The sequence below is a fragment of the Epilithonimonas zeae genome (assembly GCF_023278365.1).
Lineage (GTDB): Bacteria > Bacteroidota > Bacteroidia > Flavobacteriales > Weeksellaceae > Epilithonimonas > Epilithonimonas zeae_A.
In genome coordinates this window covers 2,835,262-2,855,733 of the sequence record NZ_CP075338.1, presented here as the reverse complement: position 1 = coordinate 2,855,733, position 20,472 = coordinate 2,835,262, and the positions used below count along the sequence as shown (strand labels likewise).

Sequence of the window (20,472 nt, the reverse complement as noted above, 5' to 3'; positions counted from 1 at the left end):
TTTTGCTTGTAAAATAACGCCTTCGCGATTAAAATTTACAGCATTTATAGATTAAAATAATGACAGCAAAAACCTTTTGGGAACAAAATTGTTCTTAAATTTATATGCATCAAATTTAAGTAAAAATTAATAAGATATATTATGCAAAATTGGCGGGAATCATACGAGAAAATTTTCGGAGAGATGAAAAATCTTTTGTCAGAATTATCAAAATCTGATACTTATGAAGAGATTTTGACGAAAGAAAATGAAATCAATCAACTTTATCAAAAGTTTTCTTTTCTTAAAGTTTCTCAGAATTTTGAATCTTCGTCAACCGAAGTTGAACCTTTGCAATCAATTGAAAATCAAATAATAAATACTAATTCAGATCTGTTGTCAGTTGAAGAATTCGATGATGAAAATAAGGTTGCAGAAATTATTGTAGAAGAGACAGAATTGCAGGATATTTTTGCAAATGTTCCTGAAGTGGAAGAAGTTCATTCTTTTGCTGAGATTGATCAAGAAAATTTGGTTGAAGAAATTATTTCTGAAGATAAAATTGAAGAGATTCAGCAACCGGAAGAAATCATCGAAGAAGAAATCGAAACTTCAAGTGAAGAATTGGTTGAGCCAATCTCAGAAACAGAAGTTGTTAATGAGATTGAAGCTCAAAATTATCACGAAGAAATAGTTGAAGCAGTTGAGGAAATCGAAGCTGAGGAAGAAAAACTGTTAGAAGAACCGACTGAAAAACTGGAACCGATGCAGGACAGCCAGTTTTCTTTTGCAATGACAAAAGAAGATCCAGTTGCAAATGAAACTGTGCAGGATGATTATGAAGCAAGATTGGCAGAGAAAGAGGCTAAACTGAAAGAGCTTGAAGAAAACAGAAGAAAAATTGTAGAGTTTTCTAAAGAAAATACACAGCCTAAAGAAAAATCTCAGGAGGTTTATGAATCTCAGAATCAAGAAGAACATCACGATAAAAAATTCAAATTGGCTAATATCAAAGGTTTGAAAGTGGCAAAATCTTTATTTGATGATGACCATTTGGAAGAAATTGAAAAACCTGCTCCGGTTCAGAATTCCGGAAGTCTTCTAAAAAATAATGTTCCGACAGATTATATGGAAGCGCCGAAGCCAAAACCAGAATTCAAGCTGGATTTGAATGACCGAATTGCGTTTTCTCAATACTTATTTAACGGAAGCCAAAGTGAACTGAATCAAGTAGTTTCTGTTCTGAATTCTTTCAATTCTTTGGATAAGGCTCAGGAATACTTGAGTGATATCTATTACGAAAGAGATTGGAAAAAGGTGGATAATTATGCGCAGAGACTTTGGACTTTGGTAGAAAATAGGTTTTTGTAGATGAGTGGCATTCTTTATTTTGTTCCGACACCCGTTGGAAATCTGGAAGATATGACTTTCCGGGCTGTGAAAGTTCTGAAAGAAGTGGACTATATTTTGTGTGAAGACACCCGAACATCTGGCGTCCTTCTTAAACATTACGAAATATCCAAACCTTTGAAATCCTATCATTTACATAACGAACATCAAGCCACACAAAAAGTAATTGATGACCTCAAGAATGGTCAAAACATTGCCATCATTACAGATGCAGGAACTCCAGGAATTTCGGACCCAGGTTATCTTTTGGCAAAAGCTTGCGCGGATGAAAATTTGGAAATGATTTGTCTTCCTGGCGCAACAGCTTTGATTCCAGCGCTTGTGGTTTCCGGATTGCCGAATAATGAGTTTCTTTTTGCTGGATTTCTTCCTCAAAAAAAAGGAAGACAAACCAAACTAAAACAATTGGCTGAAGAGAAAAAGACAATCGTTCTTTACGAAAGCCCACATAAAATCAATACAACACTTGAGCAAATCAAAGAATTCTTTGGGGAAGAAACTAGAGCAAGTTTGAGTCGAGAAATTTCAAAAAAATTTGAAGAAACTAAACGAGGGACAATCAATGAGTTAATTGAATTCTCGAAAAGCAAAACTTTAAAAGGCGAAATTGTTCTAATCGTGAATAATTCAATCTAAAAAATGAATTTTCTTAAACTCATATTTCTGTTTTTTCCAGCTTTTTTCTTCACTCAAGTCAGTTATGAAGGAAAAATTGGTAATTACCCAATTGAGATGGTTCTTAATATTGATAGAGAATTTGCTGATGGAATTTATATTTATTCAAAATTCAATGAGCCAATTTCTATTAAAGGAATTATTGAGAATGGACATTTAATATTGTTTGAATTGGATGGAGATACGAGGAAGGCAAAATTCTATTTTGATAACTTTAAAGATGGAAAAGAAGAATACCTGGGAACTTGGACAAATCTCAAAACAGAAGTTCAATTGAATGTCTATTTAAAGAAAAAAGCAAATCAAAAATCATTTTTACAATCAGAAAGTACTAAACAATTTTATTTTAGAGGAACTGAAGAAAATGAAGAGAATTATCTTTTAATTATCGATAAAAAAAGCAATCAAATTTTTCAGAAAATGAAAATGGAAGAATGTGGATTTAATAGTATCTATAATGTTTCGGTTGGAGATTATAATTTTGATGGTTACGAAGATTTTTCCAGCTGTGTGCAATCTTACGCCGGTCCAAATACTTCAAAAACCTATTTTTTGTTTGATAATAAAAAGAATGAATTTTTTGCAAGTGATTTTTCTGGAACTTCTTTGGAATTTGATGAAAAAAATAAATTGATTACAGAAACCAATCAGTGTTGTGCAGGAGCATCGATTGTTAAAAATATCTATAAAGTAAAGCAGAATAAAATGGTTTTAACAAAAGAACATTGCTATAAGTGGAGCGAAAAACTTCAAAAGCATATTGAGAAAAAACCAAAGGATTGTCAATAATTCTTAAAGTATTATTTTTGCCATAACAAATTTTAGAAAACATTAAAAAAATATATGGGATTACTACAAGGTAAAGTTGCAATCATCACTGGTGCAACGCGTGGAATCGGTAGAGGAATTGCGGAAGTTTTTGCCAAAGAAGGTGCGAAAATCGCATTCACATATGCCGGTTCTGTGGAAAAAGCTAAAGAACTGGAATCGGAATTAAGCAAAATAACAGAAATCAAAGGATATCAGTCAGATGCTTCGGATTACGACGCTGCTCAAAAATTAGTTGAGGATGTGTTGGCAGAATTCGGAACAATTGATATTTTGGTAAATAATGCAGGAATCACCAGAGATAATTTGATGTTGAGAATGTCAAAAGACGACTGGGATACGATTATCAAAGTTAATTTGGATTCTGTTTTCAACTTGACAAAAGCGGTTATCAAACCAATGATGAAAGCAAAATCCGGTTCCATAATCAATATGACTTCGGTTGTAGGTGTAAAAGGAAATGCTGGACAAGCCAATTACGCAGCTTCTAAAGCCGGAGCAATTGGGTTTACTAAATCTATCGCTTTGGAATTAGGTTCCAGAAACATCCGTTGCAATGCTATCGCTCCAGGTTTCATCGAAACTGAAATGACAGCTGCTCTTGACGAAAAAACAGTTCAAGGCTGGAGAGACGGAATCCCAATGAAAAGAGGTGGACAACCTACAGATGTTGCCAATGCGTGCGTTTTCTTCGCAAGTGAATTATCTTCTTACGTTACAGGTCAGGTTCTGAATGTTGACGGCGGAATGTTGACTTAAGGTATTGAACTTTAATTTATAAAAAATAAAACCGACCTTTCTTGGTCGGTTTTTTGTTAAATCTCTTACAGATTTTTTATTTAATTTTCTTAATCAACACAGCGTCATTTTTATCCAAATAATTGGTTCTTATGAAGAATCTTCCATCTTTCTCGGATAGAAAAAATGTGCTTTCATTTTTTCCTTCAAACACACCAGATTGAACTCCCAAAATAAAATCTAATTCATTATTTTCATTTCCCATTTTCCAAAATTCGCCTGAAAATGCTGCTTCTTTATCCGTTTGCTTATCTTCATCATATCTCCAAATCAAGATACTGCTGTCATCAGGAGCGTCAATTTTCAATGATAATTTTATTGGATGGATAGATTTGCTTTTTTCGTCGAAATATTCTAAATAATATTCACCTTTCCATTTTTTTAAACTTTCATCATCGAGTTGTGTTTCATCAATTTGTTTTCCTGAATGTGGAGATTCTTCGTCAGGTTCTTCGGCATTGGAAGTTTCCAAATTTTCATTATGGTTTTCCACAGTTTCTGGAGTATTTGAAATATTTTCTGCTTCTGAAGTAATATTGTTTTCTTTATTTTTTTGCGAATATTTGTAATAAAAATATCCTCCAAATCCTCCAATAAGAATCATTAAAAGTATTGTAAAAGTTTTTTTCATTCGTGTTTTTTTAAGGTAAAAAGCCTAATCTAATTTTGTTATCGGAAATTTTGGGTATTCATAATTTTCAGGAACCACCATCTCTGTTTTTATCCAATATTTTCCATTTTTTTCGTAAAGTTTGAAATCATAATTCGTATAAGGATTATTACCATCGTACAATTTTTTCGGACTGAAAAATATGCTGTCTGTAACATTTCCTCTTGAAACGAATTTTCCTTGCAACCGATAGCTGACATCTTCTATTACCTTATCATTTTCAATGTCTTTACAATAAATGTAAGCTTTTACATCTTCAGGATTAGATGCTTCTATCTCGATGAAAGCTCTATACGGACCTTCTCCCTGCGCTTCTATACATTCGAAAAAATATTTTCCCTTCCATTTTTCAAAATCTTCGTTAGAAATTGTTTTACCTTCAACTTCGTCCAATTCAAAATCTTCGTACTTGTTGCCGGACTGTAATGTCACAGGAGCAAGATTTTGATTTATACTGATAGAATCTATTGGTATTTTTTCATCATAAAGATATTTTCCTATTGGAGTATTCTCCAAAACTCTAAAACTGAGCAGAAAATATACCGTCATAAAAGAAAAAAGTAAAGTGAGCGAATAAATTAATGTGTTTTTCATCGGTTTTTAATAAAAAAACAAATTTACATTTTTTTGTTCTCCGGCAAATTCGTTTTTCTTTTCTTTACAGAAAGCTTTTTTTATAGAAATTATGACAATCAACAGAAAGAATTATAGCAATATTTTATTGGTTTTTGCTTTGGAATCCGAAGCAGCAAATGAATTTGAAAATTACAATAAAGTCTTTGTAGGAATAGGAAAAGTTAAAGCGACTTATAATCTGACAAAAGCTATTCAGGAAGTGAAGCCGGATTTGATTGTCAATCTGGGAACTGCCGGAAGTACAACTTTTGACAGAGGAAGCGTTGTGAATTGCTGTCGTTTTATTCAGAGAGATATGGATGTCAGAGCTTTAGGTTTTCGGAAATTTGAAACACCATTTTCCAATGAACCAATTCTCCTGGAATATGGATTAATTATAGAAAATCTCCCTAATGGGATATGCGGTTCCGGAGACCAATTCGAAATGGAACATATCAATCCTGAATATAATGTCATCGATATGGAAGCTTTTGCATTGGCGAAAGTTGCAGAGCAGGAAGGAATCGATTTTCTATGCCTGAAATATATTTCTGACGGTGCAGACGGAAATGCCGCCGATGATTGGTCAGAAGAAGTTAAAAAAGCTTCGATTGCATTGAGAAGGGAACTAGATAATCTTTAATAAAAAACCAGCCAAAATTCGGCCGGTTTTGTTTATTTCTCGCTTAGAACTTTTTCATAAAACTTCTTGACCTGCATATCTCCAAAACCAAAAATCCCTAATTCTTCCTGAAATTTTTTAAAAACCGAATCAAAATCTTTCAAGCCGTTTTCGATTTGATTCCTAATGAAATTTTCTGGCTTTATGTGGATATAAGCATCAGTAACTTCCTTCAAAAAATGGAAGCAATTTGATTGATTATCAGATAATTGTTTCAAAGAATCTATGTCATTATTTTGATAGGCTTTCCAAAGATTCAGAGTTAATTCGATATCATTTTTATTAAATAGAACTCTTGATTTCAATGACTCTTCTAAATCCGAATTATCAGAATCTGAAAAGCCTTTCCAATGATTGTTTATTTTCGGAAAACCCCGATAGATTTTTAAATCATTTCTATTTGAAAGCAATGAAATACAAAACCACAAATTGACCTGACAAAACAAATCATCTTCAAACCAAAGATTAACTTCGGAACCTTCAGGAATATTCAGAATTTTTTCAAATTCCGAAACGGATTTTTCATAGTAACTTTCCTTGGAAACATTGTAATCCTGAGAAACTGATTTGGCTCTTGCTTCCCAAAATTCTTCTAATGAATCAGCTTTCAAATTCCCAGAAACCAAAGCTTCTCGACAAACAATAAGTTCACCTTCAATTGAAGTTTTCTTCAATTCTTCAGCGAGATAATCGCCATTGGTTATGTGAAAGATATTTTCCAAAAGTTATCCGTTAAAAACTTGATTTTCCTGTTCTTGAACACGTATAAAAGTTGTTCTTTTAGACAATTCTTTCAACTTCGAAGCACCAACATAAGTACAAGTCGAACGAACGCCTCCTAAAATATCTTTTACCGTTTCTGCAACCGGACCTTTGTAAGGAACTTTAACCGTTTTTCCTTCGGAAGCACGATATTCTGCAACACCTCCGGAATGTTTATCCATTGCTGTTTGAGAACTCATTCCGTAGAATAATCGGAAGGTTTTTCCGTTTTCTGTGATGAGTTCACCGCCACTTTCGTCGTGTCCGGCGAACATTCCTCCTAACATTACGAAATCTGAACCGCCGCCAAATGCTTTTGCAACGTCTCCAGGTACTTTACAACCACCGTCACCGATGATTTGGCCGCCCAAACCGTGTGCTGCATCAGCACATTCGATAATGGCTGAAAGTTGAGGATAACCGACTCCTGTTTTTACACGGGTTGTACAAACGGAACCCGGGCCAATTCCAACTTTGATGATGTCAGCTCCGGCCAAAATCAATTCTTCCACCATTTCGCCGGTTACAACATTTCCTGCTATAATGATTTTATCAGAAAAATTCTGACGTGCTTTTTTCACGAACTCTACAAAATGTTCCGAATAACCATTAGCCACATCAATACACAAAAACTGGATTTTAGGATTGGCATCCAGAATTGTTTTGATTTTCTCTTCATCCGCTTTTCCGGTTCCCGTACTCAAGGCAATGTATTGGTAGAAGTCATCGGTTTTATCTTTCAGAAAATCAGACCATTCCTGTACAGAATAATGCTTATGAATGGCTGTAATGATTTTGTCTTTATAAAGTGCTTCCGCCATTTCGAAAGTTCCGACCGTATCCATATTGGCTGCTATCAACGGAACGCCACTCCATTTTTTCTGAGTATGTAGAAAAGTGAATTCTCTTTCTATTGTCACTTCTGAACGGGATTTGAGTGTGGAACGCTTCGGACGAAACATCACATCTTTGAACCCTAACTTGATTTCGTTTTCTATTCGCATACATCAAAATTAGCATTTATTTTTTTGAAAATGAATGATTATTAAACGGAATGACAAAGTAATTGTTTGATGACAAATGTTGATTGAATGCCGAATCCGCAGCCCGGCTTGAGCGGAAATCCTTTTTACGCAACGAAGTGGAGTGAAAAGATTGGGAGCGGAAGACGGATACAGCTGCCAAAATAATCAATAAAGAATCTCTATTTTTGTGATTGTGAAACACCTTGTCATTATTGGTCTCGTTATTCCGGAGCCGGCTTCTACTGCAGCAGGTCACAGAATGATGCAGCTCATCCAACTATTCTCGGAAGTTAATTATAAAATCACGTTTCTGACGGCTTCCAATAACATCGAATTTTCAGAAAAAATCGAAATCCAAAAAATCGAAATCAATAACGAAAGTTTTGATGAAAAAATAAAAAAACTCAATCCTGACATTGTGCTTTTTGACCGTTATGTGACCGAAGAACAATTTGGCTGGCGCGTTTCTGAAAATTGTCCCAATGCTTTGAAAATCATTGATACTGAAGATTTGCATTTCCTTAGAGAAGCTAGACGGAAAGCTTTTTTTGAGAAAAGGGAAGTTAGTAATGATGATCTTGTTAATGATGTTTTCAAGAGAGAAATCGCTTCGATTTTGCGTTGTGATTTGTCATTGATTATTTCGGAATTTGAATATCAATTGCTGACAGAGAAGTTTAAAATCAATCCTGATATTCTGTTTTACATTCCGTTTTTGACTGAAAAGATTGAGAAAAACAAGACTGCTTTTCAAGAAAGACAACATTTTGTAAGTGTCGGGAATTTCCTCCACGAACCGAATTGGCAAACGGTTCTGAAACTGAAATCCATTTGGAAATCAATCCGAAAACAACTTCCGGAAGCTGAAATTCATATTTATGGTGCCTATGCTTCTGATAAAGTTTATCAACTGCATAATGATAAAGAAGGTTTTGTGGTAAAAGGAAGAGCGGACGATGTTAAATCACTTTTTAATGAATACAAAGTTTTGTTGGCTCCGATTCCGTTTGGGGCAGGTTTGAAAGGTAAACTTTGGGAAAGTATGAAATTTGGTTTGCCGAATGTTACAAGTTCTATTGGTGCAGAAGCAATGCACAAAGATTTGCCTTGGAATGGTTTTATCGAGGATTCTGACGAGAAATTTACAGAAAAGGCAATTGAGTTGTATCAAAATGAATCGGTTTGGAAGCAAGCTAATGAAAATGCTTTTGAGATTTTGAATGAAGTTTTTGATAAGAAGTTATATGTTAATCAGTTTTGGGAAAAAATTTCTAAAATTGAGAATCATCTGGAAAATCATCGGACAGAAAATTATCTCGGAAAAATCCTACAACATCATCAGTTGAATTCGACAAAATATATGAGTCGGTGGATTGAGGAGAAAAACAAGAAGTAAACTAATCGATTATGAAAATTTGTAAGAACTGTGGTCATCGTTTTGAAGGGAAATTCTGTAATCACTGCGGACAAACTGCGGAAACCAAAAGACTCAATTTTCATTATCTGAGACATCAACTAACGCACAGTCTTTTTCACATCAATGCTGGTTTGTTTTATACGATCAAACAATTATTTCTAAGACCGGGAGATGCTATCAGAGATTATTTGGAAGGAAAAAGAGTGAATTACGTCACGCCATTTTCGTTTGTTCTGATATTGACAGGCTTTTATATTTTGCTTTGTCATTGGCTTCACATCAATTTATTCTCAGCATCAGAAGAATCTTTGAAATCTGATATTGGTTCGGGAAAATCTTTGAACCTTGATGAATGGTTTTTGTCACATTTCAGTTGGGTAACTTTGGCGACTATTCCTTTATACACGATGGGAACCTGGATTTGCTTTCATAACAAAGGTTATAATTTTGTGGAATACCTGGTTCTGAATACTTACAAAGCCGGGCAAAGGCTGATTGTTCAGATTGTCTTTTTACCGTTTATTTTCCTGGTCAAACATTCTCTCAATATCGGAACGGTAATGCTGATTGTCTATTTGATTGATTTGGGATTGCACTTTTGGACGAATCTTCAGTTTTTCAAACCAATGAAACCGATAAATATTATTGTTAGGTCAATTTTCAGTCATTTGATTATGACTATTTTGGTTGGATTAGCGGTTTTAATCTTTATAGTTGTGATGTCATTATAAATTAATCGAATTATGAAACAGAAACTGGCGTTATTTCTTGCGATTTTAGGATGGATAGCGGTGATTCTACAGTTTTATTTGATGATGGAATCAAGAACCATTTCCAGACTTGAATCTGTCATTCGGTTTTTCAGTTACTTCACGATTTTGACTAATATGATTTTAGCGATTTCATTTTCTATTCAAACGTTCAAAAAGGAGACAATCAGGATTTTAACACCTATTACTGTTTACATCACCATTGTTGGCTTGGTCTATCAGATTCTTTTGAGACACACTTGGAGCCCGACAGGACTTCAAATGATTGTTGATGAACTCTTACATTCCGTCATTCCAGGATTAGCGATTCTTTATTGGTATTTGTACGAGGATAATAAGCTTAATTATCATCAAATTCCGAAATGGTTGATATTTCCTTTGGTGTATTTGTTTTACATCCTCATTCGTGGATATTATTCAGGTTTTTATCCTTATCCGTTTGTAGATGTATCAAAATTCGGATTGAATCAGGTATTGGTCAATTCTGGCCTTTTAATTGTCTTGTTTATTTTATTCTGTGCTCTTTTTATTTGGATCAAAAAACTAAAATCCAAAGCGAGAAAATAAATATTAGATTTTTAAAGAAAACAAGAAGTACATAAAAACAAAAAACCACTAGACTAATCTAGTGGTTTTGCTCCTCTTGCTGGGCTCGAACCAGCGACCCTCTGATTAACAGTCAGATGCTCTAACCAACTGAGCTAAAGAGGAATGTTTCCATTTGCTTTAAGCGTGTGCAAATATAGAAACTTTTTTTATACTTCCAAAAATTTTTGGACAACTTTTTTTAATTTTTTTGACTAAAAAATTGCGCTACAACCTTAACTATATCATTTCCAAAGATTAACGCCATAAGGCCTAATAAGAAAATTACACCTACCATTTGCGCATTTTCCAAAATTTTCTGCGGAACTGGTTTTCTTGTGATGATTTCCCACAATGTAAACAAGACATGACCACCATCTAATCCTGGAATTGGAATCAAATTAAGGAATGCCAACCAAACAGAGAACATCGCTGTAAAGCCCCAGAAAAACTCCCAATCGATAGAAAGGCTTCCATCCTTGCTTTTTTCAACGTGCATATTATTTACGATGGCGATAGGACCTCCAACCTTTTTATAACCTTGTGTTTTGGTGTTAAAGATGATTTTAAACTGTTTCACCTGCATTGTCAAAACATCAATAGTTCTTGTAAACCCTCTTGGGATGGCTTCCAGAAAAGAATAATTTTTGGTTGTCTCGCTTTTGTTCAGATAACTCTGAGCCAATTGGAAGTTAGGACCAAATCCTAATTTTCCTTCCGGAGTTGCTTTAGCATTGATTGTAAGGGGTTGATCATTTCTGATAATATTCAAACTGATTTCTCCACCTTTATTTGCCTTTAAAGCATCCGTAACTTGGTCGTAAAATTCCGTTTTCTGTCCGTTGACGCCAACAATTTTGTCGCCTTTTTGTAATCCAGCTTTTATTGCCGGCATATTTGGAGTTAAAGTGTCTACCACAGCAGGAAAACGATTCATAAAATAAAGTTTTGCCTCGTTAGCGTGTAGAACTTCAGCTACACCATCCTCATTGATTGGGAAAGTCACTTCTTTTCCACCTCTTAGAACAGTTACGTTATCAGCAAAAAGCATATTAACGGTTGAGGTTTCCATTCTTTCTGCAGGTTTTCCGTCTATTTTCAGGATTTTATCTCCTGTTTCTAAGCCCATTTTTTTTCCAGCATCAGAAACTGCGATTCCGTTTTCGAATTTCGCATTATCGTGAAACGTTTCTCCTGTGAAATAAGAAAGAGAAGAATAAATTGCCCATGCCAAAAAGAAATTTACAGTCACTCCACCCAACATAATAATCAATCTTTGCCAAGCCGGTTTTGCGCGGAACTCCCAAGGTTCAGCCGGTTTGGAAAGCTGAGCTGTATCCATACTTTCGTCCACCATTCCGGCAATTTTCACATAACCGCCCATTGGCAACCATCCGATGCCGTATTTCACACCTTCATGCTTTCTCCAGTCACTGTCTGGAAGTGCAGAAACATCAATCGGTTGCGTTACTTTTTTCCCGTTGATTTCAACCTCCTCTTCAGTAGGCTGATTTTTTGTAAAGAATTTATATTGCCATTTTCCATTGATTTTCTTCATTGCGAAGATGGAAAAATAAGGGTCAAAGAATAAAAAGAATTTGTCTACTTTGGTTTTAAACCATTTCGCCGGCAGGAAGTGCCCGATTTCGTGTAAAGTTACAAGGATAGAAATGCTCAGGATAAACTGAAATATCTTTAATGCTAATTCCATTAATACGTTTTAAAATTATAGTTGTCAAAGGTAATCATTTAGTCAGAAACTATACAATGTAAAAACCAGCCTTTTCTCTGCCAAAATAACACTTAATGATAATGATGATTCGGGCAGCTTAATCCGCCTTCCGCTCCCAAACCTAACGAAGTGGTTCGACGAAGTCAATCTTTTTTGCACGAAGATTCCACATCAAAATAGATATTTGTACACGCAAAAAAGGATTTCCGCTCAAGTGGGGCTGCATGCGATTCAACGGTAAATCAAAAGTGTAAATAGTTAGATGAAAATCCTTAATTTTAAATCAAATTTAAAAATGAAATTATGTCAAATATTGAGATGATAATCGAAGAGCGTGCTGCGGATATTGGTAACTTTTTGGTTGGCAGATTGTTGCCATTTTCTCAGAAGAGAAGTGTTGGACCATTTGTGTTTATTGATCATATGGGACCGGCTGCGCTCAAAGATTACGAAAATATGGATGTTCCGCCGCATCCACACATTGGGCTTTCCACTTTGACATTCTTGTTCGAGGGAAGCATTATGCACAGAGATTCCATCGGCACGGAAATCGAAATCAAAGAAGGTGCTGTGAACTGGATGACCGCCGGAAAAGGTGTCGCCCATTCTGAAAGAACACCAGAATACCTAAGAACCACCGACAAACATCTTCACGGATTGCAGATTTGGGTAGCACTTCCGAAAGAATTGGAAACAATGGAACCCGAGTTTTTCCACATCAACAAAGAAGATATCCCACATTGGATAGACAATGGGGTAAATTATAAACTGATAGCTGGCGAAATCCTTGGACGTAAATCTCCCGTTCCTGTTTATTCGCCATTGTATTTTTTGGAAGTCAAAAATACACTTCAGGAAGACCGCGAAATTGTTCTCGGTGATTATCTTTTTGGAGAATCGTCGCTTTACATCCTGGAAGGTAATATCGAAAGCGAAGGCAATCTTTATAACCCGAAACACATCCTGATTGCGAAAGATTCCAAACTTTGTCATTTTACCTTAAAACCGGATTCTACAGTTTATATATTTGGAGGCGAACCGTTTCCGGAACCCAGATATATCTATTGGAATTTCGTTGGAACTTCAAGAGAAATCATAGAAGACGCCAAAACTAGATGGCAGAACCACGAGTTTCCAAAAGTGATTAATGATGACGGTTATGTGCCTTTGCCACCACAAAATAAAAATCTTAAGCTGAAATAATGAGAAAATTAATTGCTTTCAATTTACTATTAATATTCGCACTAGCACATTCACAGGTTCACAGATTTTATTATGAAATGGTTTACAAGCCGACTAAAGATTCCGCAACAACGGAAAAAGAAATGATGGTTTTGGATGTTGGGAAAGATGAATCGCTTTTTATGTCTTACAAGCAATTGGATTACGATTCTACATTGACTGCGGGCATAAAAAAAGCTCAGGAAATGGGCGCTGATGTAGATGCCGCCTTGATGTCCAAGAAACCGCCGATTTTCAGCTACAGAATCAGTAAGCTAAAAAATGGAACGCTGCGCTATAAGGATTTCATCGGAATGTCTGAGTATTATGTTTATGAAGAAAAACCGAATCTGAAATGGAACATCTCATCAGAAAAAGAAAAAATCGGTGTTTACAATACACAAAAAGCGACAACAGAATTTGGCGAAAGAAAATGGACTGCCTGGTTCACACCGGAAATCCCAATTCAGGACGGACCGTATAAATTTTCAGGTTTGCCCGGATTGATTGTGAAAATCGAAGACGCTGGTCAGAATTATATCTGGACACTGGAAGCTAACAAAAAACTAAGTCAAAACATCGTCACGAACAAACAGAACTATCTGGAGTTTCAAATGGGCGAAGCGAAGAAAATCACCAAAGATGGTTTCGTAAAAAGACTGAGTGAATACCGCAAAAACCCGATGGGACAGATGTCACAATGGTTTGATGAGAAAAATCCTGAACTGATGAAAAGACTCAAAGAGCAGGAAAAGCGGGAGAAAGAAAAATTAGCCCATTATAATAATACGGTTGAAATATAGATTTAACGCAAGCTTCGGAAAAACTTCCGAAGCTTTTTATTTTGGAAGTTTGTAAATAAATTCAATAACGATGTAATAAAAGCTTTTCTATAGTTGTTATATTAATAACTAAAAAAATAGTTATAAAATGAAAGAACTACATTTAATCTTGCTTCTGCTTTTATCAATAAGTACTTTTGCACAAACTGTGAATGACTTAAACAACAGAAACAAATCGAAAAAAGAATCGGTGTATGCCAATCAAATTGATTCTGTAATGGCGAAATCTTATGAAAGAGGTTTATTCAACGGAAATGTCCTCATCGCTAAAAATAATAAAATCATCTATCAAAAATCATTTGGTTTTACTGATGAAACGAAGCAAACGCTTTTAAATAAAAGATCGATATTTAACATTGGTTCTATTGCAAAGGAATTTAATGCGGTTTCTATAATGATTTTAGTAGAGCGTGGTCTTCTCGATCTGGATGACCCAATTTCCAAATTTAATTTAGGATTACCAAAATGGGCAGAGAAAGTTACCATCCGTCATTTGATTAATTATGCCAGTGGGATTCCTAGGATAGAAAATGGGTTAATAGTCCCGAAAAATGATGAAGAGGCGTGGAAGATTTTGCGAAGTAACGATAGTCTATTATTCGAACCGGGAACCAGTTACAGGTATGATAATGGTAACGTTTTCTTGCAAAGAAGAATCATTGAAAAGGTAACCGGAATGTCATTTGAGGAATTCGTTTCTAAAAATATAATTAAGCCATTAAAAATGACCAACTCGGTATTTGATCCCAAATCGGGATATAAAAACCGAACGTCTTGTTATGATATGGACAATGTCAGATGCCCGGAAATGCAATTTATTAGCGGATGGCTTTGGGTAGATATCGATGATCTCTATAAATGGATTGAAGCGCTGAATTCTAATCGATTAATATCCAAAGAATCCTTCCAAACTTTGTTGAATAATCCATACGCCAAAGACGAAGGCGGATCTCTTGGCAGATACTTTGAAAAAGAAGAACTACAAAGACACAATGGCGTTTCGTATAAATTCGAATCCATCTTTTTAAATGATCTTAAAAATAATATTACGATAATTCTGGTTTCCAATAACATCAATAGAGTTTGGGATTTGGGACATATTATTCATAATCTGATGTTAGGAAAAGAGTACAAAATTCCTAAAAAATCTGTTTATCAAGCGATAAGAAAAGAAGCTGTCAATGACGTCAATAAAGCGATAGAAACCTATTATTTACTTAAGAAAAATTCTAAAAATGAATACAGTTTTGAAAATCCTGGAGAACTTAATAAATTGGGATATGAATTATTAAGGCTCGGCAAAAGCCACGAATCCATAACCATATTCAAATTGGCTACCAACGAGTTTCCTAAAGATGCAAATCTATTTGATAGTTTAGGAGAGGCTTATTTTACCAATAAGCAATATGATTTGGCATTAGAGAATTATAAAAAAGCAATCGGTCTTGGCGGAACCAACGGGAATGCAGAAAAGATGGTAGAGAAAATCGAAAAAGAAATCGAAAAATAAAACAGTCTCAAAATGTAACAATATTTTTCTCTAAATTGTCTTATCAAATAGAAAATCAATTATTTATATATGAAAAAACCAAGCCTAATCCTGCTGCTGTCTCTATCATTAAATGTTTTTGCCCAAAGCGTAAATGATAAAATCAAATCATTTGAAGACAATCTACTCAGTTGGGATACATCGAAAACAAAAAAATGGACTCTAAAAGAGAGAATGACTTTCTACAATATGAATGCGGTAAGCATCGCAGTCATAAGAGATTATAAGGTAGAATGGGCAAAAGCTTATGGTTATGCAGACGTTGCTGAAAATAGAAAAGCAACCCCGCAGACACTATTTCAGGCAGCGTCTATAAGCAAATCTATCAATAGTCTCGGGGTTTTGAAGCTGGTTGAACAAGGCAAGTTAGGTTTGGATGATGACATCAATAATTATTTAAAAACCTGGAAATTTCCATACGATTCACTTTCAAAAGGAAAAAAAATTTCCATTGCAAATCTGTTGAGTCATAAAGCAGGTTTGTCTGTACACGGTTTCGGAGGTTATCAAAAAGGAACAGAATTACCAACAATAATACAAATTCTCAATGGACAAAAACCAGCCAATTCTCCTGCAGTTCAATCAGTGTTTGAGCCTAATCTCAAATTCCAGTATTCAGGTGGTGGAACAACTATTTCACAATTAATTCTTGAAAGTACGACAGGTGAAAAGTATGAAGATTATATGTTGAAAAATGTCTTGACGCCATTAGGAATGACCAGAAGCTCTTACAATCAACCACCTTCTCCAGATAAAGAAAAGCTGCTTGCAACGGCTTATAATAATGGAAAAGAAGTCAATGGCAAATATCATATTTATCCTGAAAAAGCCGCAGCCGGTTTATGGACAAATCCCAATGATCTGGCAAAATATATCATCGAAACCCAGTTATCATTACTTGGAAAATCCAATAAAATTTTGTCCAAAGAAATGTCTCAAAAAAGAATTGAGAACAATTATGGTGTATTTCTGAATGATTTCAAAGGCACAAAATATTTCGCACACAGTGGCGGGAATGAAGGTTTTGTCTGCTATTATATTGGAAGTGTTGAAGACGGAAACGGTCTGGTTGTAATGACCAACGGTAATAATTTTAAATTAATCGATGAAATCCTTTTAAGTATTGCCAGCTTGAACCAATGGAAAAATTATCCTGTCGTGCCTCAAAAAGAATCGATCGGTTTAACGATTAGAAAAGAGAGCCTTAAAAATATTGATAAGGGAATTGCGCTCTACAAAGAATTAAAAAGAACGAAGCCAAACGACTACAATTTTTCCAATGAAAATGAACTCAATGAATTAGGATATGAATTTTTGAGAGATAATCAATTAGACAAAGCGCTTAAAATTTTTGATTTGAATGTCAATGAGTTTCCAAAATCGGGTAATGTTTATGACAGCCGTGGCGAAGCTTATTTTAATAAAAAAGAATATGCGTTGTCAAAAAAGGATTATCAAAAATCATTAGAACTTGATCCGGCCAATCACAATGCAAAAGAAATGATTTTGAAAATCGAGAAAGAAATCGGGAAGTAAAATTTTCAAATTAATAAAACAAAAAAGCATTCCAGATATTCTGAAATGCTTTTTTTATTGCGTTGTAATTGAGTTTAGAAAGAATAAGAAACACCAAAACTTCCATTGTTCCCGGCTTCTATAAAAGCGCCCCAGTTCTCTGTGAAAAAATATCTTGCACCAAGATAAACGCCTAAACCGAAGTTTCTACCGGCAACTCCTACATTAACACCAGGATAGATATCTATTTCAGAAGGTAATGCCAAAGCTTCTTGTAAGTGAAACCCAATACGTCCGAAAACAAAAGGATTATCATCATCTTCATTAAAATAAACATTCGCACCTCCACCAACAGAGATGAGGTTAGAAAGTCCATAATCATAACTTGCAGTAGGTCCGGTTCCAAATCCCCAAACATTAATTCCCGCTTGTGCTTTTTGGTCACCTGCACCTTTCCAGGCTTGAGCATAAGACAAAACGCAAGCCAACAAACCCATTGTCAATAGCAATTTCTTCATAAACTTATTTTATTAAATTTTCAATGGCTTCCTGATATCAAAAATAAAACCACTATTTAAAAAACGACCGTAGTATTATTTTATTATTCCGGATCTTTTCTGCTTTGATTGCCGAAAGACATCAACAAATAAAACAGAAACGGCAGAATGAAGATACTTCCCAAAAGAAGAGCCCAGCCCAAAGCTTCAATAGTTTTCGGCGCAGCACTTTCATCAAACAGAGAAAGATGACCGCCGTTGGCAAAAAGAATGATATTAGGATTGTGCTGATAAGTGGCAGCAACCAGAATCATAATGATCTGAAACCCGCCATAAATTCTGACCAACAGAAAATGACCTTTCTTGATGGCCTCGTTGGTAAACAATAAACTGATTGTTGCCAGTGTTATGGCGATAATTCCCAAAGCTTTGGAAAAAATCCATTTTAATAAAGGGATGTCAGAATAATGAGCGCTTACAAAAACTAAAATGCCTGTTACGACTACATAAATAGCTGTTTCTCTTGCCTTTTTTTTCATAATTGGCAACGCATCACTGAATCTCGCTTCGTGAAGAGAAAACAACGAGGCCAGATAAGCACAAAGCGAAACGGTGAAAAAACCTACACAAACTCCGAAAGGATTCAGCCAACTGAAAATGTAAAGACTCAGAAAATCTTTTGCTTCAGTATCAATTGAGCCAGAAATCGTTGCCGCTGCAATAATTCCTAAAAAAAATGGTGTCAACAAGCTTGAATAAAAGAAAATCTGGGCATATAGTTTTTGCCAGTTATCCTCAACAGCATCATAATTTCTGAATGTAAAAGCGGTTCCTCTTGCGATAATCCCAATCAGCATCAGAACTAGAGGAATATGAAGATAAGTCGAAACAGTTGTATAGATTGTAGGAAAACCGACAAATAAAATTACAACAGCAATAATCAGCCACATATGATTCGCTTCCCAAATTGGTGCGATAGATTTGGACATTATCTTTTTCGTTTGGTTACGATAAGATTTTTTGGAAAATAATTCGATAATCCCAGCTCCGAAATCTGCGCCACCTGTAATCACATACAAACAAATTGAAACCCAGAGAAATGCAATAACTACGTAAATCATTATTTCTTATTTTTAGGATTATAATTAGGGTCAGTAGGGTCGTATAATTTCGGAACCATCTTAAGTTGTCTTAGTAACAAGAAGATGATAATTAATGATAACGAAATAAAAATCAATGTGAAAAAGTAAAACGAATATTGGATTCCCGGCATCGGTGTCACCGCATCAATGGTTTTCATAATGCCGTAAATAATCCAAGGCTGCCTTCCGACTTCTGTCACTGTCCAACCCGCTTCCAAAGCTATATAACCAAATGGAATTGCTGCAACGAACATTTTCAGATACCAGTTTTTGGTCAACCATTCTTTCTTCCAGAATGTAGCGATGAGGTAGATCAAACCAATTAACATCATCACGCTCCCGAAAAATATCATAATCTGAAAAGCATAATGAACAACCGCAACCGGAGGCCAGTGGTCTTTTGGAAAATCTTTCAGCCCTTTTACTTCGGCATCAAAATCGCCCCAAGCCAGAAAACTCAAGACTTTTGGAACTTTTATAGCGTATTTGATTTGTTCATTTTCCTCATCTGGAACACCACCTATCACAAAACTTGCGCCTTTTTCAGTCTCAAAATGCGCTTCCATCGCCGCCAATTTTATCGGTTGTCTTACTGCAACGGATTTTGCTGCAACATCACCACTGATAGGAGCTAGCAAAGCCCCGATAATCGCAAAACCGGCAGAAATCCTAAAGGCTTTTGTATGGAAATTGACATTTCGTTTTTTCAAAATCATCAAGGCGTGAATCCCAGCTACAGCAAATCCTGTTGCTGCAAAAGCCGCCACGGTCATATGAAATGCCTGTGGAAACCAAGCCTCATTGAACATTGCTTTTATAGGATCGATGTTCAGATATTTTCCATCAATATAATCGAAGCCTGCCGGGCTATTCATCCAGGCATTGGCAGCTACAACCAAAATTCCGGAAGCAAGTCCGCTTACGCCGACTACAACGCCGCAAAACCAATGAAACCATTTGTTGAATTTTTCCCAACCATATAGGAAAAATCCAATAGCTATTGCCTCAATGAAAAAGGCAGTTCCTTCCAGAGAAAACGGCATTCCGAAAATCGGACCGGCGTGTTCCATAAACTTTGGCCAAAGCAGACCCAATTCAAAAGACAACATTGTTCCGGAAACGGCTCCAGTTGCGAAAAGAATTGCCACACCTTTGCTCCAGGCTTTGGTGAGTCCTTTATAGACTTCGTCTTTGGTCGTCAAATATTTGTAATGTGAGAACGCCATTAGAAAAGGCATTACCATCCCGACACAGGAAAATATGATGTGAAAGCCCAGGGACATTGCCATTTGAGATCTGGCGGCTAGAAAATCATCCATAATCTACATTTTGCTTGTGTAAAGTTAGGTTTAATTTCAAATCATTAATTGTATTTTCTCAAGACAATTGTCATACTTTGAATATTATATTTGCCAAAAGTATTATAGGTTAACGTCAAAACGTGTCGTGATGTAAAATTTTTATTTTTGTCGAGGCTTAATATTTGATTTTAAGGATCTTAACAGGTTATCATTTAACATAATATCAATGCTTGTATATCCTTTCTTCGATAGTTGTATATCCATTCTATATCCGTTGTATATCCGTTGTATATCCGTTGTTCGATGCTCGTTCGATAAGAGACTGTGTGGTATCAATTTTAGAATGAATGATTTATCTCATAGAATTACTAAAAAGTCCTTGAATTTTATAAAATTAACTGAAAATTTATGATTTTTTTAAACTTTTCGATAATTTTCATTGGCAGGAAAGTTCTAT

20 protein-coding genes and 1 tRNA gene are annotated in these 20,472 nt (G+C 35.3%); 12 read left to right on the top strand and 9 right to left on the bottom strand.

Going from position 1 to position 20,472, the window contains the following annotated elements; all coding sequences use genetic code 11:
• Nucleotides 1-141 precede the first annotated feature (141 nt).
• Genes KI430_RS12890 through fabG form a run of 4 tightly spaced genes read left to right on the top strand, consistent with a single transcriptional unit; the run spans nucleotide 142 to nucleotide 3,651 of the window.
• On the top strand, nucleotides 142-1,350 hold the full coding sequence (locus KI430_RS12890; protein WP_248875362.1) for a hypothetical protein: 1,209 nt from the start codon (nucleotides 142-144) through the stop codon (nucleotides 1,348-1,350).
• Nucleotides 1,351-2,025, top strand: a complete 675-nt coding sequence (gene rsmI / locus KI430_RS12885; RefSeq protein WP_074235957.1) for a 16S rRNA (cytidine(1402)-2'-O)-methyltransferase — start codon at nucleotides 1,351-1,353, stop codon at nucleotides 2,023-2,025.
• 3 nt (nucleotides 2,026-2,028) lie between these two features.
• Complete coding sequence (locus tag KI430_RS12880; protein WP_248875361.1) at nucleotides 2,029-2,853, top strand: XAC2610-related protein; 825 nt, start codon at nucleotides 2,029-2,031, stop codon at nucleotides 2,851-2,853.
• Nucleotides 2,854-2,907: 54 nt separating this feature from the next.
• The gene (gene fabG, locus KI430_RS12875) at nucleotides 2,908-3,651 is read left to right on the top strand and encodes a 3-oxoacyl-[acyl-carrier-protein] reductase (protein ID WP_248875360.1); all 744 of its coding nucleotides are present in this window, start codon (nucleotides 2,908-2,910) and stop codon (nucleotides 3,649-3,651) included.
• 76 nt (nucleotides 3,652-3,727) lie between these two features.
• Here fabG and KI430_RS12870 read toward each other — a convergent pair whose 3' ends face one another.
• Together KI430_RS12870 and KI430_RS12865 are read right to left on the bottom strand one after the other, a co-directional pair.
• Nucleotides 3,728-4,321, bottom strand: a complete 594-nt coding sequence (locus tag KI430_RS12870; protein WP_248875359.1) for a hypothetical protein — start codon at nucleotides 4,319-4,321, stop codon at nucleotides 3,728-3,730.
• A gap of 24 nt (nucleotides 4,322-4,345) precedes the next feature.
• Nucleotides 4,346-4,954: a hypothetical protein gene (locus tag KI430_RS12865; RefSeq protein WP_248875358.1), complete on the bottom strand. Its 609-nt coding sequence runs from the start codon at nucleotides 4,952-4,954 to the stop codon at nucleotides 4,346-4,348.
• A 91-nt stretch (nucleotides 4,955-5,045) separates the two neighbouring features.
• On the opposite strand from KI430_RS12865, the gene KI430_RS12860 reads away from it, so the two are divergent.
• On the top strand, nucleotides 5,046-5,618 hold the full coding sequence (locus KI430_RS12860; RefSeq protein ID WP_248875357.1) for a nucleosidase: 573 nt from the start codon (nucleotides 5,046-5,048) through the stop codon (nucleotides 5,616-5,618).
• A 32-nt stretch (nucleotides 5,619-5,650) separates the two neighbouring features.
• Here the strand turns inward: KI430_RS12860 and KI430_RS12855 are convergent, their stop codons facing one another.
• On the bottom strand, nucleotides 5,651-6,379 hold the full coding sequence (locus KI430_RS12855; protein WP_248875356.1) for a DUF1835 domain-containing protein: 729 nt from the start codon (nucleotides 6,377-6,379) through the stop codon (nucleotides 5,651-5,653).
• Between the two features lie 3 nt (nucleotides 6,380-6,382).
• Nucleotides 6,383-7,423: a GMP reductase gene (locus KI430_RS12850; RefSeq protein ID WP_248875355.1), complete on the bottom strand. Its 1,041-nt coding sequence runs from the start codon at nucleotides 7,421-7,423 to the stop codon at nucleotides 6,383-6,385.
• Nucleotides 7,424-7,637: 214 nt separating this feature from the next.
• Here KI430_RS12850 and KI430_RS12845 point away from each other — a divergent pair, with 214 nt between their 5' ends.
• From KI430_RS12845 to KI430_RS12835, 3 genes are read left to right on the top strand one after another with little or no spacing between them, the layout of a single operon-like run.
• Nucleotides 7,638-8,840, top strand: coding sequence for a glycosyltransferase (locus tag KI430_RS12845; RefSeq protein ID WP_248875354.1), 1,203 nt, complete (start codon nucleotides 7,638-7,640; stop codon nucleotides 8,838-8,840).
• A gap of 11 nt (nucleotides 8,841-8,851) precedes the next feature.
• Complete coding sequence (locus KI430_RS12840) at nucleotides 8,852-9,592, top strand: DUF3667 domain-containing protein (RefSeq protein WP_248875353.1); 741 nt, start codon at nucleotides 8,852-8,854, stop codon at nucleotides 9,590-9,592.
• Between the two features lie 12 nt (nucleotides 9,593-9,604).
• Nucleotides 9,605-10,198: a Pr6Pr family membrane protein gene (locus KI430_RS12835; protein WP_248875352.1), complete on the top strand. Its 594-nt coding sequence runs from the start codon at nucleotides 9,605-9,607 to the stop codon at nucleotides 10,196-10,198.
• A gap of 70 nt (nucleotides 10,199-10,268) precedes the next feature.
• Here KI430_RS12835 and KI430_RS12830 read toward each other — a convergent pair.
• Both KI430_RS12830 and rseP read right to left on the bottom strand, forming a co-directional pair.
• Nucleotides 10,269-10,342, bottom strand: a tRNA-Asn gene (locus KI430_RS12830).
• A 76-nt stretch (nucleotides 10,343-10,418) separates the two neighbouring features.
• The gene (rseP, locus tag KI430_RS12825) at nucleotides 10,419-11,927 is read right to left on the bottom strand and encodes an RIP metalloprotease RseP (RefSeq protein ID WP_248875351.1); all 1,509 of its coding nucleotides are present in this window, start codon (nucleotides 11,925-11,927) and stop codon (nucleotides 10,419-10,421) included.
• A gap of 324 nt (nucleotides 11,928-12,251) precedes the next feature.
• On the opposite strand from rseP, the gene KI430_RS12820 reads away from it, so the two are divergent.
• From KI430_RS12820 to KI430_RS12805, 4 genes are all read left to right on the top strand, one after another.
• Nucleotides 12,252-13,151, top strand: coding sequence for a pirin family protein (locus KI430_RS12820; protein ID WP_248875350.1), 900 nt, complete (start codon nucleotides 12,252-12,254; stop codon nucleotides 13,149-13,151).
• Nucleotides 13,151-13,972, top strand: a complete 822-nt coding sequence (locus tag KI430_RS12815) for a GLPGLI family protein (RefSeq protein ID WP_248875349.1) — start codon at nucleotides 13,151-13,153, stop codon at nucleotides 13,970-13,972. Before KI430_RS12820 ends, KI430_RS12815 begins: the two co-directional genes overlap by 1 nt.
• Nucleotides 13,973-14,099: 127 nt before the next feature.
• Nucleotides 14,100-15,521 (top strand): beta-lactamase family protein, encoded by a 1,422-nt coding sequence (locus tag KI430_RS12810; protein WP_248875348.1) that lies wholly within the window; start codon nucleotides 14,100-14,102, stop codon nucleotides 15,519-15,521.
• 69 nt (nucleotides 15,522-15,590) lie between these two features.
• The gene (locus tag KI430_RS12805) at nucleotides 15,591-17,096 is read left to right on the top strand and encodes a serine hydrolase domain-containing protein (RefSeq protein WP_248875347.1); all 1,506 of its coding nucleotides are present in this window, start codon (nucleotides 15,591-15,593) and stop codon (nucleotides 17,094-17,096) included.
• A 74-nt stretch (nucleotides 17,097-17,170) separates the two neighbouring features.
• Here KI430_RS12805 and KI430_RS12800 read toward each other — a convergent pair whose 3' ends face one another.
• The 3 genes from KI430_RS12800 to KI430_RS12790 all read right to left on the bottom strand — a co-directional run bounded on the left by KI430_RS12800 (nucleotide 17,171) and on the right by KI430_RS12790 (nucleotide 20,033).
• Nucleotides 17,171-17,593 carry a DUF6646 family protein gene (locus tag KI430_RS12800; RefSeq protein WP_248875346.1) on the bottom strand — a complete coding sequence of 141 codons (423 nt, stop codon included), beginning with the start codon at nucleotides 17,591-17,593 and terminating at the stop codon, nucleotides 17,171-17,173.
• An 83-nt stretch (nucleotides 17,594-17,676) separates the two neighbouring features.
• Complete coding sequence (locus KI430_RS12795) at nucleotides 17,677-18,693, bottom strand: cytochrome d ubiquinol oxidase subunit II (protein WP_248875345.1); 1,017 nt, start codon at nucleotides 18,691-18,693, stop codon at nucleotides 17,677-17,679.
• Complete coding sequence (locus tag KI430_RS12790; protein ID WP_248875344.1) at nucleotides 18,693-20,033, bottom strand: cytochrome ubiquinol oxidase subunit I; 1,341 nt, start codon at nucleotides 20,031-20,033, stop codon at nucleotides 18,693-18,695. The genes KI430_RS12795 and KI430_RS12790 overlap by 1 nt, the downstream gene beginning before the upstream one ends.
• Between the last annotated feature and the right edge of the window lie 439 nt (nucleotides 20,034-20,472).